Annotated in this window: 14 protein-coding genes; 3 read left to right on the top strand and 11 right to left on the bottom strand. The window is 48.6% G+C overall.

Annotated features, from left to right (window positions below; genetic code table 11):
- Positions 1-12: 12 nt before the first annotated feature.
- The 5 genes from rimI to AC58VC_RS22720 all read right to left on the bottom strand — a co-directional run bounded on the left by rimI (position 13) and on the right by AC58VC_RS22720 (position 2,311).
- Positions 13-516 (bottom strand): ribosomal protein S18-alanine N-acetyltransferase, encoded by a 504-nt coding sequence (gene rimI, locus AC58VC_RS22740; RefSeq protein WP_497371622.1) that lies wholly within the window; start codon positions 514-516, stop codon positions 13-15.
- A gap of 2 nt (positions 517-518) precedes the next feature.
- On the bottom strand, positions 519-1,343 hold the full coding sequence (gene tsaB, locus AC58VC_RS22735; protein ID WP_497371620.1) for a tRNA (adenosine(37)-N6)-threonylcarbamoyltransferase complex dimerization subunit type 1 TsaB: 825 nt from the start codon (positions 1,341-1,343) through the stop codon (positions 519-521).
- Entirely contained in the window at positions 1,340-1,831 is a 492-nt protein-coding gene (gene tsaE, locus AC58VC_RS22730) for a tRNA (adenosine(37)-N6)-threonylcarbamoyltransferase complex ATPase subunit type 1 TsaE (protein WP_497371618.1), read from the bottom strand. The genes tsaB and tsaE overlap by 4 nt, the downstream gene beginning before the upstream one ends.
- Before the next feature lie 115 nt (positions 1,832-1,946).
- The gene (locus AC58VC_RS22725) at positions 1,947-2,129 is read right to left on the bottom strand and encodes an H-type small acid-soluble spore protein (protein ID WP_497371616.1); all 183 of its coding nucleotides are present in this window, start codon (positions 2,127-2,129) and stop codon (positions 1,947-1,949) included.
- The gene (locus tag AC58VC_RS22720) at positions 2,126-2,311 is read right to left on the bottom strand and encodes a hypothetical protein (protein WP_477504484.1); all 186 of its coding nucleotides are present in this window, start codon (positions 2,309-2,311) and stop codon (positions 2,126-2,128) included. The genes AC58VC_RS22725 and AC58VC_RS22720 overlap by 4 nt, the downstream gene beginning before the upstream one ends.
- A 174-nt stretch (positions 2,312-2,485) precedes the next feature.
- On the opposite strand from AC58VC_RS22720, the gene ku reads away from it, so the two are divergent.
- On the top strand, positions 2,486-3,361 hold the full coding sequence (gene ku / locus AC58VC_RS22715; RefSeq protein ID WP_497371614.1) for a non-homologous end joining protein Ku: 876 nt from the start codon (positions 2,486-2,488) through the stop codon (positions 3,359-3,361).
- A gap of 71 nt (positions 3,362-3,432) precedes the next feature.
- Here ku and AC58VC_RS22710 read toward each other — a convergent pair whose 3' ends face one another.
- Together AC58VC_RS22710 and AC58VC_RS22705 are read right to left on the bottom strand one after the other, a co-directional pair.
- Positions 3,433-4,377, bottom strand: coding sequence for an ATP-dependent DNA ligase (locus AC58VC_RS22710; RefSeq protein WP_497371612.1), 945 nt, complete (start codon positions 4,375-4,377; stop codon positions 3,433-3,435).
- A 363-nt stretch (positions 4,378-4,740) separates the two neighbouring features.
- A complete protein-coding gene (locus tag AC58VC_RS22705) occupies positions 4,741-5,922 on the bottom strand; it encodes a YhgE/Pip domain-containing protein (protein ID WP_497371610.1) in 1,182 nt (393 codons plus the stop codon).
- Between the two features lie 180 nt (positions 5,923-6,102).
- Between AC58VC_RS22705 and AC58VC_RS22700 the strand changes: the two genes are divergently transcribed.
- The gene (locus AC58VC_RS22700; protein WP_497371608.1) at positions 6,103-6,717 is read left to right on the top strand and encodes a TetR/AcrR family transcriptional regulator; all 615 of its coding nucleotides are present in this window, start codon (positions 6,103-6,105) and stop codon (positions 6,715-6,717) included.
- 67 nt (positions 6,718-6,784) lie between these two features.
- Here the strand turns inward: AC58VC_RS22700 and modB are convergent, their stop codons facing one another.
- Entirely contained in the window at positions 6,785-7,456 is a 672-nt protein-coding gene (modB, locus tag AC58VC_RS22695; protein ID WP_497372128.1) for a molybdate ABC transporter permease subunit, read from the bottom strand.
- Entirely contained in the window at positions 7,456-8,319 is an 864-nt protein-coding gene (gene modA, locus AC58VC_RS22690) for a molybdate ABC transporter substrate-binding protein (protein WP_497371606.1), read from the bottom strand. The genes modB and modA overlap by 1 nt, the downstream gene beginning before the upstream one ends.
- 169 nt (positions 8,320-8,488) lie before the next feature.
- On the opposite strand from modA, the gene AC58VC_RS22685 reads away from it, so the two are divergent.
- Complete coding sequence (locus AC58VC_RS22685) at positions 8,489-9,445, top strand: substrate-binding domain-containing protein (RefSeq protein WP_497371604.1); 957 nt, start codon at positions 8,489-8,491, stop codon at positions 9,443-9,445.
- Here AC58VC_RS22685 and AC58VC_RS22680 read toward each other — a convergent pair.
- Complete coding sequence (locus AC58VC_RS22680) at positions 9,442-13,515, bottom strand: sulfite reductase subunit alpha (RefSeq protein WP_497371602.1); 4,074 nt, start codon at positions 13,513-13,515, stop codon at positions 9,442-9,444. The genes AC58VC_RS22685 and AC58VC_RS22680 overlap by 4 nt on opposite strands.
- A 215-nt stretch (positions 13,516-13,730) precedes the next feature.
- Positions 13,731-14,135, bottom strand: coding sequence for a MarR family winged helix-turn-helix transcriptional regulator (locus AC58VC_RS22675; protein ID WP_497371601.1), 405 nt, complete (start codon positions 14,133-14,135; stop codon positions 13,731-13,733).
- Between the last annotated feature and the right edge of the window lie 61 nt (positions 14,136-14,196).

The following is a 14,196-nucleotide window of genomic DNA, read 5'->3' as shown; positions in this document are numbered from 1 at the left end:
CTGCCGAAAGCCTCAATCCCCGAGACTATCCTTTCTTCTCTTAGGCAAATCCGCCCACATAATGACCGCATCTTCCCGATTATCGGTATAGTAGCCTCTGCGTACACCAACGGAGCGGAAGCCGACTTTTTCATACAAATTTTGCGCTACGTAGTTCGAAGCCCGCACTTCAAGCGTCATACGAATCGCCCCAAGAAAAGCGGCTGTTTTCATCAACTCACGCATAAGACGCTCGCCGAGCTTGCGGCCTCTGAAGGAGTCACGGACGGCAATATTCGTTACATGCGCCTCTTCCATAATGAGCCACATGCCGCCATATCCAGCGACCTTGCCATCCATATCCATAATCATATAATGAGCGAACTGATTGTTCGTTAATTCATTTTCAAAAGCGCCTTTGGTCCATGGTGTCGTAAAGGCCTCCTGCTCAATTTCACAAATAAAGGGAATGTCTTCCATCTGCATGGAACGAAAAACCAACGTTTCTTCCGTTGTCTGCGGCTGATGTTGTTCCACGATCAATTCCCTCCCTTCTTCACCTGGATGCCGGCCAGCAAATTAGCTTCAGCTTCCGGCAGTCTTGTGTAGTTTGGTACAAACGTATGCACATCCGCTCTCTCGCCCTGAGCTAATCGTGGGTAAGCAAGCTGACCAATATACTGGGCTTCGATCCCGTAGGAAAGCTGTTCCAAGCTCCCCTTCCAATCTTGCGCAAATTGCACGAGCTCTTCGCTGAAGCCCTCTGTTTCGCCTACAAAAAGAATCTTATCTGGCGTTTGTTCAGGCTCTGCACTTGCAGCCTCTGCGAGCAATTGCGCCAGCCATGGGCCTATGACACGAATGCCATCCGGCAACACTTCATGCCAATCGGCAGCTAGTGCTTCTTGATCTGACATCGGTGAAACACCAGAATAAGCGTAAACAGCAGTGAATGCCTGTTTGCGCCTTCCATCCAATAGCGGCACGACCCATGTAAGCCCCTTATCGCTCTTGTCCTCCTGCTTCATCGCTCCGCCAAGCGCCATTGCTTCCAAGCTAGAAACGCCGATAAGATCAAGGCTGAGTGACCAGGCAAATGTCTTGGCTACGGAAACAGCAATACGCACCCCCGTATACGAGCCGGGTCCTTGGCCCACAGCAACAGATTGCAGGTCTTTCGGTTTCAGCTGCAACGAAGCCAGCAACTCTTGAATGTGTGGAAGCAGTCCGATGGAGTGATTCCGTTCCGCGTATGAACTCACCTCGCCCAGCATCTTTCCGTTCTCTAGAATCGCAACAGTCATGGCTGAAGATGAGGTATCGATGGCTAAGCATCGTCCTGTGTGATTAGTCCGGTCTGTCATTGTAAGTGTCCGTTCTCCTTCATCTGCACACACCAACTCACATACGGATCTCCGTGTGGAGTCAGGTGAAACACTCTGGTTTGATCCCCCTGAAGGGATATCGTAATGGCAAGTCGCTCCGGCGGCAGAAGATCTTCGATTAGGCTTGACCACTCAATCAAAGTCACGCCAGTTCCATAGAAGTATTCCTCCAGCCCCAGCTCGTCCGCCTCCTCTTGGGAAATGCGGTACATATCCATATGGTAGAAAGGAAGCATAGCTCCCTTATATTCTTTAATAATTGTGAATGTTGGGGAATTGACGTTTTCTTGAATGCCTATCGCCCTTGCAAAGCCTTGCGAAAATCTCGTTTTCCCTGCTCCCAAATCACCGTCCAGTGTAAGAACGGAGCCGGGGATTAAATAGTCGGCTAGCATTTTCCCTAGCGTATCTGTATCTTCCTCATGCTGGGAGTAGTACGTAAATGTGGATTGAGTCAGTGATCTCATCCCTTTCTTCCGATTGCGCTTGCTGCTCCTATTATAGACTTCGCTAGTAGGCAACATCAACCTGAAATGAAAAAAAGCCCGCTCCGAATTGCATCGGGCAGGCTTGCCATTTCCCTCAGTGAACCTCTTCTAACTCTTGAACGGTCACTAATCGGGAATCGGCTGGGTTTTCTTCGGCATGCACCTTAGCAAGCGCTTTGCCTGAGTCGACACTGTCGATCCAGACGGGAACGCCGTTAAGTTCAACCGTAATCTTTTCATCAGCGGCTAAAATTTCTTGAGCGCGATGAAGGTTCATGGCTCATCCAATACGGATTCTGGATGATCCATCGTATCCGTTGACGTAGATTCGATTAATCCGTTATGCATGGTGACGTTGCCGCCTCCCAAGCCCTCATTAATCATACGGTCAATATCCATAAAATGATCTTCTTGACCCTGATTGTTCGTATCTTGGGATGCATTTGAATCTTGTGCCATCCTTGAATCCCTCCTTAGCATTAGCTTTGCCTATGACAAGCTATTTAGCATTAAACTTGCATCATTAACGTACCCACTCCGCAAACAAACCATTCTCTTAAATTGCTTCCGTATAAAGGAAGGAAATCAAGAGAATACTAGTACAATGAAGCTCATTTGGGGAGGAATCAAGCGATGCATACGGTTTGGAAAGGCGCTATCTCTTTCGGACTTGTACATGTGCCTGTGAAAATGTTTTCGGCTACGGAAGATAAGGATATCTCCATGCGATATATACATAAAACTTGCATTACCCCGCTAGCTTATGTACGCAAATGCCAGACTTGCGACAAGGAAGTAGAGTGGGAAGAGATTACGAAAGGCTATGAATATGAACCTGGCCGTTTCGTCCTTTTTGAAAAGGAAGAGTTGGAAACGATCTCAGGTGAAGCAAATAAAGAGATCAAGATTCTGGACTTCGTCAACTTGACAGATATCGATCCTGTTTATTTTCAAAAAACGTACTATTTGGGGCCCGGGGATACGGGTGCTGGCGCTTATAATTTGCTGCTCGATTCGATGCGTCAAACCGGCAAAATCGGTATCGCCAAAGTTTCAATCCGCTCCAAAAGCTCCCTGGCTGCTATTCGCGTCATCGAGAACTGCTTGGCGCTCGAAACCATTTTCTATCCCGACGAAATTCGTCCGATCTCGCAAGTTCCTAACTTGCCTGAGAAGGTGACCGTGAACGAGCGTGAGTTGGACATGGCAAAAATGCTGATTAGCCAGTTATCTTCCCCTTTTGAACCTGAGAAGTATAAAGACGAGTATCGCGGACGATTGTTAGAAGCTATCGAGCACAAAATCGCAGGAGAAGAAGTGCAAGCAGCGCCTGCCCTGCAAAAAACGAGCGTTATCGACCTTATGGCTGCTCTGCAAGCGAGCCTGGATGCCACCAAGTCATCCTCTGATGACAGCAAAGTGACGCTGGAGTCTGATGCGACCGTTACGGAGGAAAAGAAGCCAAAAGCCAAGCCTCGTGCCAAGAAAGCGAAGGAGCCTATTACGTAGACAGCTTAAAAGCCTGCCCGGTTCATGTTAAACCGAACAGGCTTTTTTGCGGATTCCACCTACACAACAAACTAGATTTGTTTAAAGTTACATTCCTCAGGAGATACCGAAACGATGGATTGAATGCTAGGCTGGCGTAAATTTCTATCGCGCGTCCAGGCCATATAATTGATTTTGACCGTGATGAGGGGCTGGATCCAAATGGCTTCTTTGGACCTTTCGGGCGTATTTACGAACGGTCTTTTCTCCAAAACCATTTTATCCGTGACTTCGGTCAACGATCTCCAGTCGCTCTGTGTCAGCTTCCCGGTTCCTGCATGGCCTATGTACCAAAGCTCCCCGGCATCGTCATAAAGCCCCAGCATAATAGCATTAACTAACTTCCCTCTCTTCGTTACCCCGCCTACGACTGCAACAAGATCATGAATAATTTTCTTTTTCATCCATCGCTTATCTTTGCCGTTAAGTTGGTATTTGCTGTTCAAATCTTTGATCACAATACCTTCCATGTCATGCTGCTCCATTACCGCATATAGCGAGGCAGGATCAGTATGATTGGGGACAAGCTGAATCAATTCACTCGTTGAAACTACGCTAGATAGAAGCTGCTGCCTCTGTTGCAGAGGTTGATCCACGACCCATTGTCCATCATGAAAAAGGATGTCAAAAATCATATAGACGACAGGAACTGTTTTTAGGAGCTGTGGAATGTTCTTGGAGTTTCTCACACCATCCCTTCGCATGATTTCATGAAAGGATGGCTTTCCGTCTTTGAGTGCAATAATTTCCCCGTCTAAAATGACTGATTTGGCTTTACAGTAGGAAGAAATATTGGCTATCTCAGGGTATTGCATCGTACGATCGTTTAATTTCCGGTTAATGAGACGGACTTCGTTGCCATCGAAATAGGTAAGCATTCTAACGCCGTCCCATTTAATTTGCGCCACCCAATCGCCAGACTCGGGCAGTGCTTCTGTGCTAATCGGCTCAAAAGGAATTACAGGCGATAGTTCCATACATTCCTCCATTTGTTTACTCGATATTCTTCATTATTTCCATCCCTGGAAAAGAAAAACCCATCAGCCTACGGCTGGTGGGTGGATTTGTTGAATTTCGATTGGGCAACTGCGTGAGTGCTGAATTACTTTTCACTAACGCCGATTTCTCCTGCTATTTTCTGCAATTGTTCCACTTTTATCCAAGTAACTGGAGTTTCTACCGCTAATTTCGCCAAATCTAGTAGATTTCGGGTAACTAGCGACGATATAGCTGGAGTTTCTACCGCTATTTCATTCCCTGCGACCGAGCGGCGCGGATTAACGGTACATTTTCCAGTTGTTTCAGCTGAAACGGGCTGGGGGCGGGGCCTGAGCCTGTAACTACAGCTGCGATGCCGGCTGCCGCGCTGGTTGAATCGCCTTGCGAGGCTTAAACACGGATAGCGCAGCCAAGATCAAGCCAGCAGCAGCCATGCCCACAAGCACATAAAGGCTTTGGCTCAGCGCTCCTTCACCATCGAAATACATGATACTGCGCAGACCCGCTGCGGCATAGCGGAAAGGCGTCCACGAGTACAGCCAGTCAGCTGTCACTTGCGGTAACAATTCCTGCGGCATGCCGATAACCGGCATCGAGAAGAAGAAGATGAGCACGAGCAGGATCATCGACGGCATTCCGATCCAGTTGAGCAGCGCCGTCTGCACAAGGAAAAATGCCGCCGCCATGAGCCAGAGGTATAACCATGTTGACCCCAACTGCGCAATCGCCATGCCATACCAAGCATGCGCCATCCACAGCATGAACGCCGAAGCGATTGTAACGAGCACCACCCCAGCTGCCAGCTGAGAAGTGACAGTTCCGGTGAGGCTGCGTCTATTTATGCCGTGCTGCTGAGCGGTAAGGAACATGAACGCGGATGTCACCATACAGGCCAGCCACAAAATCTGTACAAGCAGGTTCGGCGCGCCGCCATTCGCATTATTCGAGCCAGCAGGATGCACAGCTTGCTCCGTTACTTGAAATGGATGCAAGAGCGCACTTGCCGCGGACACTGGCATCTGCTGCGTATGCTGTCCGATTTGACCAAGCAATTGTCCCGCCAGCTGCGAGCTTAGTGTGTTCGATGCTTGCTGCAGAATCATTCGGACAGCTGATACGGCCTGCGTATTGGTCCCTTCGTTCAACACGATACGGACTGTCGCAGGCTTCGGAGACGGCGATTGCAACGAAGCGATACCCGAGCTTAAGTCTGCTGGAAGCACCAATGCGCCGTACACTTTCTGCTCGTCAAGCTGGGTCGCAAGCTCCGCTTCCGAGCTGACCTCCACCCATTTTACCGGCAGTTCAGCGATGCCCTTCAACTTCTCTTTCACCATCTCGCCGACCGCTAATGTGCTGCCATCAGGCCATTTAGCTGGCTGATCGAGGACGACGAGTGCCACAGGCAAATTTTGCGGTTTAGCACTTAGCACAGAACCCATTAAAGCAAGCCCAAATACCATAATGACGACGAAAACGACTGCGAAACCTATGCGTGCAGTCTTCATTTTGAAAAAAGACATGAGAATTACCCCCTAATTAATAATCAACAGCTTGTTGAATAATGACCACAATGCTGATTATAATCAGGATGAAGAAACGTTCAATGCCCAATAGTTCAATGATATGTCGAGTAATGAACAGCATCGGAAAACACTGTCGATTATCGTGAAAATAATTTGTTTCGAGGGGGAGATTTGGGCATGCCAGAGAAGTTAGACAGAAGAAAAGCGAAAACCAAACAAGCTCTTCGCGAAGCCCTTGTGGATCTTATTAAAGAAAAGGGACTCGAAACCATCACCGTCAGCGATCTAACACGCAAAGCAAATATTAACCGTGGTACGTTTTATTTGCACTATAGAGACGTGCTAGATTTGCGTGAGCACTTCAAAGCTGAAGTCCAGGAAGGGCTGCTGCGTATCGTCGCACATTTGGAGCCACGGGATATGTTTAACCAAGCTTTAGAGGGGAAAGTATACGACGGCCTTATTCGTCTATACGAATACTTTGATTCGCAGGCTGATTTCTTCGAGGTTATGCTCGGCCAGAATGGGGATTTGTCCTTCTCCATTTTGATGAAGGAAACCATTCATTCCCACATGTACCGCAAGCTGATTGAGTCTCAGCCCCAAAACGTTCTCCTTGTGCCGGCCGACATCTTGATCGGCTACGTGTCTTCCGCCCACTTCGGCTTCATCCTGGAATGGATCCGAAATGGCCGACAACAAACCCCGGCTGAGCTAGCCAAATATATGTGTAATATCATGTACCATGGCCCGTTGCGAGCGCTAGGCTTCCAGCCGTCTAAGACGACATAAAGCCAAAAATAAAGAAACTACAGAGCACTATTTCGGCAAAATTGACGAGATAGCGCTCTATAGTTTCTTAATTGACACTTTTGCGATTAACGAACAAAACTAGACCAAATGAGATAACAATAATCGCCCCTGCCCAGCACCATGCAAGGGTCTGATTCCCCGATTCCACCGCAATATAGATGGCGGTAGGCAGTGTCTGCGTCTTATGCGGGATGTTCCCCGCAATCATAAGGGTTGCGCCGAATTCGCCCAATCCCCGGGCAAAACCTAATATATAAGCGGCGGTTATCGAGCGCCACGCAAGTGGCAGCGTAATGTAACGCAGCACCTGCCACTCCTTCGCACCCGATGACCTTCCTGCATCCTCAATGTCTCTGCTAACGGAGGCAAAGCCTGTTTTCATCGTTTGATACACGAGGGGGAAAGCTACCACAATCGAAGCGATGACGGCAGCACCCCATGTAAAAATTATGGACTGATTGAAGAGCATCTCCATCCCTGCACCGATCCAGCTCTTTTTGCCGAGAATCACCAGCAAGATGAAGCCAACAACGGTCGGCGGCAGCACCAATGGCAGCAGAATTGCCGTTTCTACGAAGGACTTCCCGCGGAAGCTTCGACGCGACATTCCCCAAGCCGCCAAGCCGCCAAGAATAAGGACGAATACACTGGAAACCGCCGCTACTTTCAGAGAAAGCAGGATCGGATCAAGGAATTCTCGCCAAGTGATTTGTTCGATCATTTCGGAATCGTGAAACCGTATTTTACAAAGATATCCTGCGCTTCTTTCGTCTGAAGGTAGGCATAGAAATCCGCAGCCTCTTTGCTGTGCTTGGTTGCTTTGACAATACCTGCCGGATATTCAATAGGCGTGTAGCTTTTGGAATCGACACTTAAAGCTACTTTCACTTTTTGGGAGGTCAGCGCATCCGTTTTGTAGACGAAACCAGCTTCTGCATTTCCTGATTCTACATAGGTCAGCACTTGACGAACGTCTTTCCCCTGTACGATTTTGGCTTGCAGTCCATCCCAAAGCTTGGTTTGAGTCAGCGCTTCTTTGGCGTAGCTTCCTGCCGGAACGGTTTGCGGTTCGCCAATCGCAACGTGTTTAATTCCTTCAGCTGTTAAATCTTCTACCTTCTGAACAGCCACTTTGCCATCTGCTGGTACAACAAGTACCAATTCATTGATTAGCAGGTTCTTTTGCTGTGCGGCATCAATCAACTGTTTGTCGACGAGTGCTTTCATATTCTTGGTCGCCGCTGACAGGAATACATCAGCTGGAGCTCCTTGCTCAATTTGCTGCTGAAGCGCTCCAGAAGCGCCAAAGTTAAAGTTCAGCTTTATTTGTTTGTTTTTACCTTCGTAGCTCGTTTGAATCTCTTTTAAGGCATCAGTTAAGCTAGCTGCAGCAGAAATGGTCAATTCCACTTTCTCCGTCGGTGTTGATGCTGGTGTTGGCGACGGTGCAGCTTGCGTTGTTTGCGCAGTCGCTGCTGGTGTTGCTGTCGATGATTCTTTGGTGCTGGCACACCCTGTGAACACGATTGAAGCAATAATTAGTAATAATAGAACATAACCAAACAGTCCTTTTTTGAACAAAATAACCCCTCCGTTATTAATAATGTATCTATTTAAATATAAATAGCATGGTTTAGTTATATTCTATTATATAATCATTCTTTTTTCTAGAAGGGATTGCGATTGTCTTACATCATAGATCCGCTTATGATAGAGGATAACGAATAACCAGAGAGCACGGAGGGTGACCATGACAGCCGACATATCCTATACCACGGAAGAGATCGCCAAGCTTTTAAAAATTTCCAAACTAACGGTCTATGATCTCATTAAAAAAGGGGATTTACCCGCCTATCGGGTAGGTAAACAAATGCGTGTAGACGCCTCAGACTTAGAGGCTTACAAAAAACGCGCCAAAGGCGATATGGTCGCTATCCCCAAAGCGGACATAGCGGAATTTACGCCGTTACCTACATCTTCAGGCACTTCTTCGGCCTTCAAAAATACGCTTGTCATCACAGGACAGGACGTCAGCTTGGACATTTTGGCCAAACATCTCGAGAAAAAAATCCCTGACAAACGGCCTCTGCGATCTTATGTAGGCAGTTTGGACAGCTTAATCGCCATGTACAGAGGGGAAACCGACATCGTGAGCACACACCTCTTGGATGGCGACACGGGAGAATACAACATTCCATATGTACGTAAAATACTGATCGGCTCCTCTTATGTTGTCATCAATCTCGTCTCAAGATCCGCAGGTCTCTATGTGAAGCAAGGAAACCCCAAAAAGATTCACGACTGGGCTGACCTCAACCAGAAGGGTCTTCGGCTGATCAACCGCGAAAAGGGATCTGGTGCCCGAGTTTTACTAGATGAACAACTCCGTCTGCACGGCTTTTCCTATCGGGATCTAATCGGCTATGAGCACGAGGAATCGAATCATATGGGCGTCGCAGGCAAAGTGGCTCTTGGGGAAGGGGATTTCGGTGTGGGCATCGAAAAAGCGGCTTCTATGGTTGGTGGTGTCGATTTCATTCCGCTCATTCAGGAGCGCGTTGATCTTATTATGCTGAAGAAGCCAGAGAATTTAGCATGGATTGAGCGTGTAAAAGAAGTGCTGCAATCCGAGGTTTTCCATAACGAACTACGCCCCATCCAAGGATATAATCTATCCCAGACAGGGCGCATCTTATTTGAAACTTAATAGACATCTTTCGCATATCGCTTTGTAGCCGACATTTCTTTCACATAGCTCTCAGTTTCATTCGCACTCATGCCGCTATGCTGCTGAATAATTTGTTTCAGCGTAGCATCGACCTCTTTGGCCATTGAGCTGGCATCCCCGCATATATAGAAGTGAGCGCCATCTTGCAGCCATGCCCACAACTCTGCCCCATGTTCCAGCATACGATGCTGGACGTAAATTTTCTCCTCTTGGTCACGGGAAAAAGCAGTATCCAGCCGGTGCAGCGTTCCCTCTTGCAGCATGGTCTCCAGCTCCTCTTTGAAGTAGAAATCACACGCTGCACGCTGTTCTCCGAAAATGAGCCAGTTCTTCCCTTTGGCCCCAGTCGCCTGGCGCTCTTGAAGAAAAGCCCGGAAAGGCCCAATCCCAGTGCCCGGTCCGATCATGATCATCCCAGCGTCCGGATTGGCCGGCGGTCTGAAGTGAAGGGACTTTTGGATAAAGAGTCCAACCTCCCCTTCACCTTGGACTCGATCTGCCAAGAAACCGGAACAAACGCCGGTCCGCGGTTTGCCTTCCAGTTCATAGCGAACAGTTGATACCGTAATGTGAACTTCATCAGGTTCCGCTTTAGGACTAGAGGAGATGGAATACAAGCGGGGCTGCAGTGGTTTTAACACTTGTAGAAGCTCCTCCGCAGAGACGGCCCCACTCATCGGATAAGCTTGTAACACGTCAAGCAATTGGCGGCCCCAAAGCCATTTCTTCAATTCCGCTTTATTTTTCAACAAGTTACCTAGCGTTTCGCTATTAGCTCGCTCCTGAATGAACGCCAGGATGGCCGGAGTAACCCTGGCTATTTCAAAGTGGCGGCGAAGCGCCTCGGTTGCTGTCATCTGACCTTTGTCTTTTACAGTTACCTGTGTTGATGGATCTAACTTAACTGTTTCCAAAATATCAGCAACTATCTTAGGATCATTGGTTGGCCATACGCCCAGAGCATCTCCTGCCTCGTAGGGCATCCCACTGCCCGTGAGATCAAATACATAGTGGCGAGTTTCTTTCTCGGAACCTTCACCGTTCAAAAGCCGACTTTTAACAACTCGTGTTGTTAATGGATGATTGCGGTCATAAGTGATTTGAGCTTCCGTGGTAACCGCAATCGGCTCATTTATCTTTGTCACAACAGTTTTCATCCACGCTGCAGCCTGTTCTTCGTAATCCGTATCACAATCAACCCGCCCGCTGAGGCGCTTAGCGCCCAACTGCTCCAAGCGCGCATCCAAATTGCGTCCAAAGCCGCAAAACAGATCATAGTTGGAATCCCCGAAGGCCAGGACGGAGTAATGCAGCTCAGGCAAACGTGCCATCGCATCTCCTTTTAGCGCGTTCCAGAAGCTTTCGCCGTTATCTGGCGGATCTCCGGCACCGAACGTGCTGACCAGGAAGAATACATAACGTTCCGAGTTCAAATCGGCCATCGAGTAGGCATTCATATTCATGAGACGCACGTTGTAACCAGCTTCTTGCAATTTCTGAGCACATTGGATAGCAGCACCTTCTGCATTTCCTGTTTGTGAAGCCCAGAGTATCGTCACTGGCACTTTATCAGACTGCGTTGTTTCAGCTTCCTTCACTTCTTGCTGTGTTTCCGGTGTTAACACAGGCAACTCCACTGTTTCAGGAAGATACGTGCGGGAGAACATCCCAGCCAGCATGCCATCCAGCCAATATCGCTTGGATGCCTCCAAAGGCGCTGTAGGAGGCAGAACAGGAATACCAGGCACCGGACGCGAATCTCCTGCTCTGAGACTTGTCAAGAATCCGGAAAGATACATCTTCTCATGACTATCTAGCGTCATTGACGGGGATGATTGAATGCCGAGCATCGTTGCAAGCGCATCTATAGGTGCCATTGTAGCCATCTTCATTTCCTCCTTCTGTTTAACTAGTGAAACAGCGCAGTACTTTAGTTCCGGTTGATAAGAGATGCCATCAACCGCATCGCTTGTCACCTCGTTAATGGCGAGCTTCTCTCCGAACACATCATTCCAATGAAAAGGAGCGAAGCAATTCCCCGGTCTCACCCGATCGGTTATGACCGCAGGCAGAATTGCAAGTCCGCGACGAGAGCGAATTTCAATTTTGTCATGTTCTTTGACGCCAAGCGACTCGGCATCCTCCGGGTGGATTTCGATGAATGGGCCGGGGTTCAGCTTATTCAGCGTCGGAATTTTCCCCGTTTTCGTCATGGTATGCCATTGATGCTGCAAGCGGCCCGTATTCAGTACGAAGCTGAAATCGGAATCCGGCATTTCTGCTGGCGGCAAATAGGGACGAGCTAGAAAAATCCCTTTGCCGCTCTCCGTTGCAAAAACGATGCGCGGACGCTTTCCGCCCTCAAGTTCCTTCAAATGCTGGCTGACTCCGTCATTCAAGTAACGAATTGGATTGCGATCATTCTGACTGTCAGGTGCAGTCGGCCATTGTATCGGTGTTTGGCGCAGCCGTTCATAAGAGGCTCCCCGAATGTCGTAGCCGGTCTTCGGATTCCAGGCTCGCTGAATCTCTTGATACACTTCGGCTGAGGACGCGTATGTGAACGCAGCGGAATACCCCATCTCGCACGCAACCTTGGCGATGATTTGCCAATCCGGCATAGCTTCACCGGGCGGCTCAACCGCCTTCTCCATCAGCGTCAAATTCCGCTCGGAGTTGATCATAACGCCCTCTGTCTCCGCCCATAAGGCGCCGGGAAGCAGGATGTCCGCATACGGATTCGTCTCTGTCTCATAGAAGGCATCCTGCGAGATGACGAGCTCGGCGGCTTCAAGACCTGCAATCACATTCTTGCGATTAGGTACCGTGGCCACCGGATTCGTACAAATAATCCAACAAGCTTTGATTTCTCCAGCTTTCATGCTTTCGAACATCGACACAGTGCCTGTGCCTACTTCGGTCTTCAAGGTACCCCGTGGTACCTCCCACATGTCCTCGATGAAGTCCCTGTCGGCCGGGGCCAGCACGGATCGCTGCCCTGGCAAGCCAGGTCCCATGTACCCCATCTCCCGGCCTCCCATGGCATTGGGTTGACCCGTAAGGGAGAAGGGCCCGCTGCCTGGACGGCATATTGCGCCTGTAGCCAGGTGCAGGTTGCAGATCGCATTGGTATGCCAAGTTCCGTGAGTACTCTGGTTCAGCCCCATCGTCCAGCACGTCATCCATTCCGGCGACTCGCCAATCCATAAAGCGGCTTTACGAATATCCGCTTCGGGGATGCCAGTAAGTTCAGCTACTTTATTCGGCGTGTAGTCTTCAAGGAATGCCGGCATGCTTTCCCAGCCGGACGTGAATTCCGCTATAAAAGCCGAATCCGTATGGCCGTTCTTAACGAGCAAGTGCAGAAGACCGTTCAAAAGCGCAAGATCTGTCCCGGGCTTAATCTGCATGTAAAGGCCTGCTTTGTCTGCTGTCGCATTACGGCGGGGGTCCACTACAATCAGCTTAGCTCCCGCTTTCACCCGATCCATCATCCGAAGAAAGAGAATGGGATGGCAATCAGCCATATTGGCCCCAATAACGAAAAACAAATCCGCCCGATCCATATCCTGATACGATCCAGGCGGGCCATCTGCTCCAAGCGACAGCTTGTAGCCGCTGCCTGCGCTAGCCATGCATAAGCGGGAGTTGGATTCAATGTTATTCGTACGGATGTAGCCTTTTGCCAGCTTGTTAACCAAGTATTGAGCTTCCAGCGACATTTGACCTGACACATAGAAAGACATGGCATCCGGGCCGTACTTATCCACAATAGACCGCAACCGCATCGCTGTTTCCTTGATGATATCTGCCATCCCAGTTTTGACAGGCTCTTTCTTGCGCCCCAGACGTTTATATGCGTACTCCATCCGCCCAGATTCTGCGATTGCTTGCGCGCAGGTGTTGCCTTTTGTGCACAGACGCCCAAAATTGGTTGGATGCTCTTTATCACCCGTCACTTTGAGCACGCGGTTGCCAGACACCTCAAGCACAATTCCGCAGCCAACACCGCAATAGGGACAGACGCTTTTCACTTTATTTGTTGTCATGTTGGTTCACCAGCGCTAACGTGCAGGTTGCACGAGTTAATTTTGTATAAATGTAAGAAAAGTGACATGATCGCAACCGAGTTATACGTACTTATACCAAAATATATATCGTACTGCGATAAAAATCAAGTGAATATGTTAATTTATATAACATTTAAATACCTAATTTTCAGATTTAAAATTAACACAAGAACAATGTGTTATATTTTATGACATCACTCATCATCTTCGGGGAATTCCAAAAGCCCAATATTTTTCAATTCATTCATATGAATCTCCGAAAGATCTTCCAATATACGCATGCCGGACTCCGACAATCGAATAAATATGCTTCGGCCGTCATCCGGATTAGGCACCCGATACACCAGTTGAAGCTGTTCACAGCGGTTAATCAATTCCACACAGGCGTGCGGGGTAACTTGCAAGCGTTCGGCAAGCTCCTTCGGCGTTGCGTAATCCCGTCCCGGGAACCCCATGATCGCCAGCATCAGCTGATGATTTTGCGGTGTGAGCCCATGCGATCTTGCCGCTGACTCACTGAAATGTATAAACTTTCGGATCTGATATCGAAATAAAGCTAATTGCTCGTAGACAGCCTTAGGTAATCGTTCTTTGGACATTATCTGCACCTCGAAAATAAGATACATCATTTTAACACACTACTTCGATAGAAAGGTACGG

Source organism: Paenibacillus sp. J22R67, assembly GCF_059692175.1.
The sequence above is the reverse complement of the archived record's forward strand: the minus strand, read 5'-3'. Positions and strand labels throughout refer to the sequence as shown.

Coding starts and splice junctions, on each gene's coding strand:
- tsaB (WP_497371620.1), bottom strand. CDS start 1,343: ATGACAGACCGGACTAATCACACAGGACGATGCTTAGCCATCGATACC.
- tsaE (WP_497371618.1), bottom strand. CDS start 1,831: ATGAGATCACTGACTCAATCCACATTTACGTACTACTCCCAGCATGAG.
- AC58VC_RS22725 (WP_497371616.1), bottom strand. CDS start 2,129: ATGAACCTTCATCGCGCTCAAGAAATTTTAGCCGCTGATGAAAAGATT.
- AC58VC_RS22720 (WP_477504484.1), bottom strand. CDS start 2,311: ATGGCACAAGATTCAAATGCATCCCAAGATACGAACAATCAGGGTCAA.
- ku (WP_497371614.1), top strand. CDS start 2,486: ATGCATACGGTTTGGAAAGGCGCTATCTCTTTCGGACTTGTACATGTG.
- AC58VC_RS22710 (WP_497371612.1), bottom strand. CDS start 4,377: ATGGAACTATCGCCTGTAATTCCTTTTGAGCCGATTAGCACAGAAGCA.
- AC58VC_RS22705 (WP_497371610.1), bottom strand. CDS start 5,922: ATGTCTTTTTTCAAAATGAAGACTGCACGCATAGGTTTCGCAGTCGTT.
- AC58VC_RS22700 (WP_497371608.1), top strand. CDS start 6,103: ATGCCAGAGAAGTTAGACAGAAGAAAAGCGAAAACCAAACAAGCTCTT.
- AC58VC_RS22685 (WP_497371604.1), top strand. CDS start 8,489: ATGACAGCCGACATATCCTATACCACGGAAGAGATCGCCAAGCTTTTA.
- AC58VC_RS22680 (WP_497371602.1), bottom strand. CDS start 13,515: ATGACAACAAATAAAGTGAAAAGCGTCTGTCCCTATTGCGGTGTTGGC.
- AC58VC_RS22675 (WP_497371601.1), bottom strand. CDS start 14,135: ATGTCCAAAGAACGATTACCTAAGGCTGTCTACGAGCAATTAGCTTTA.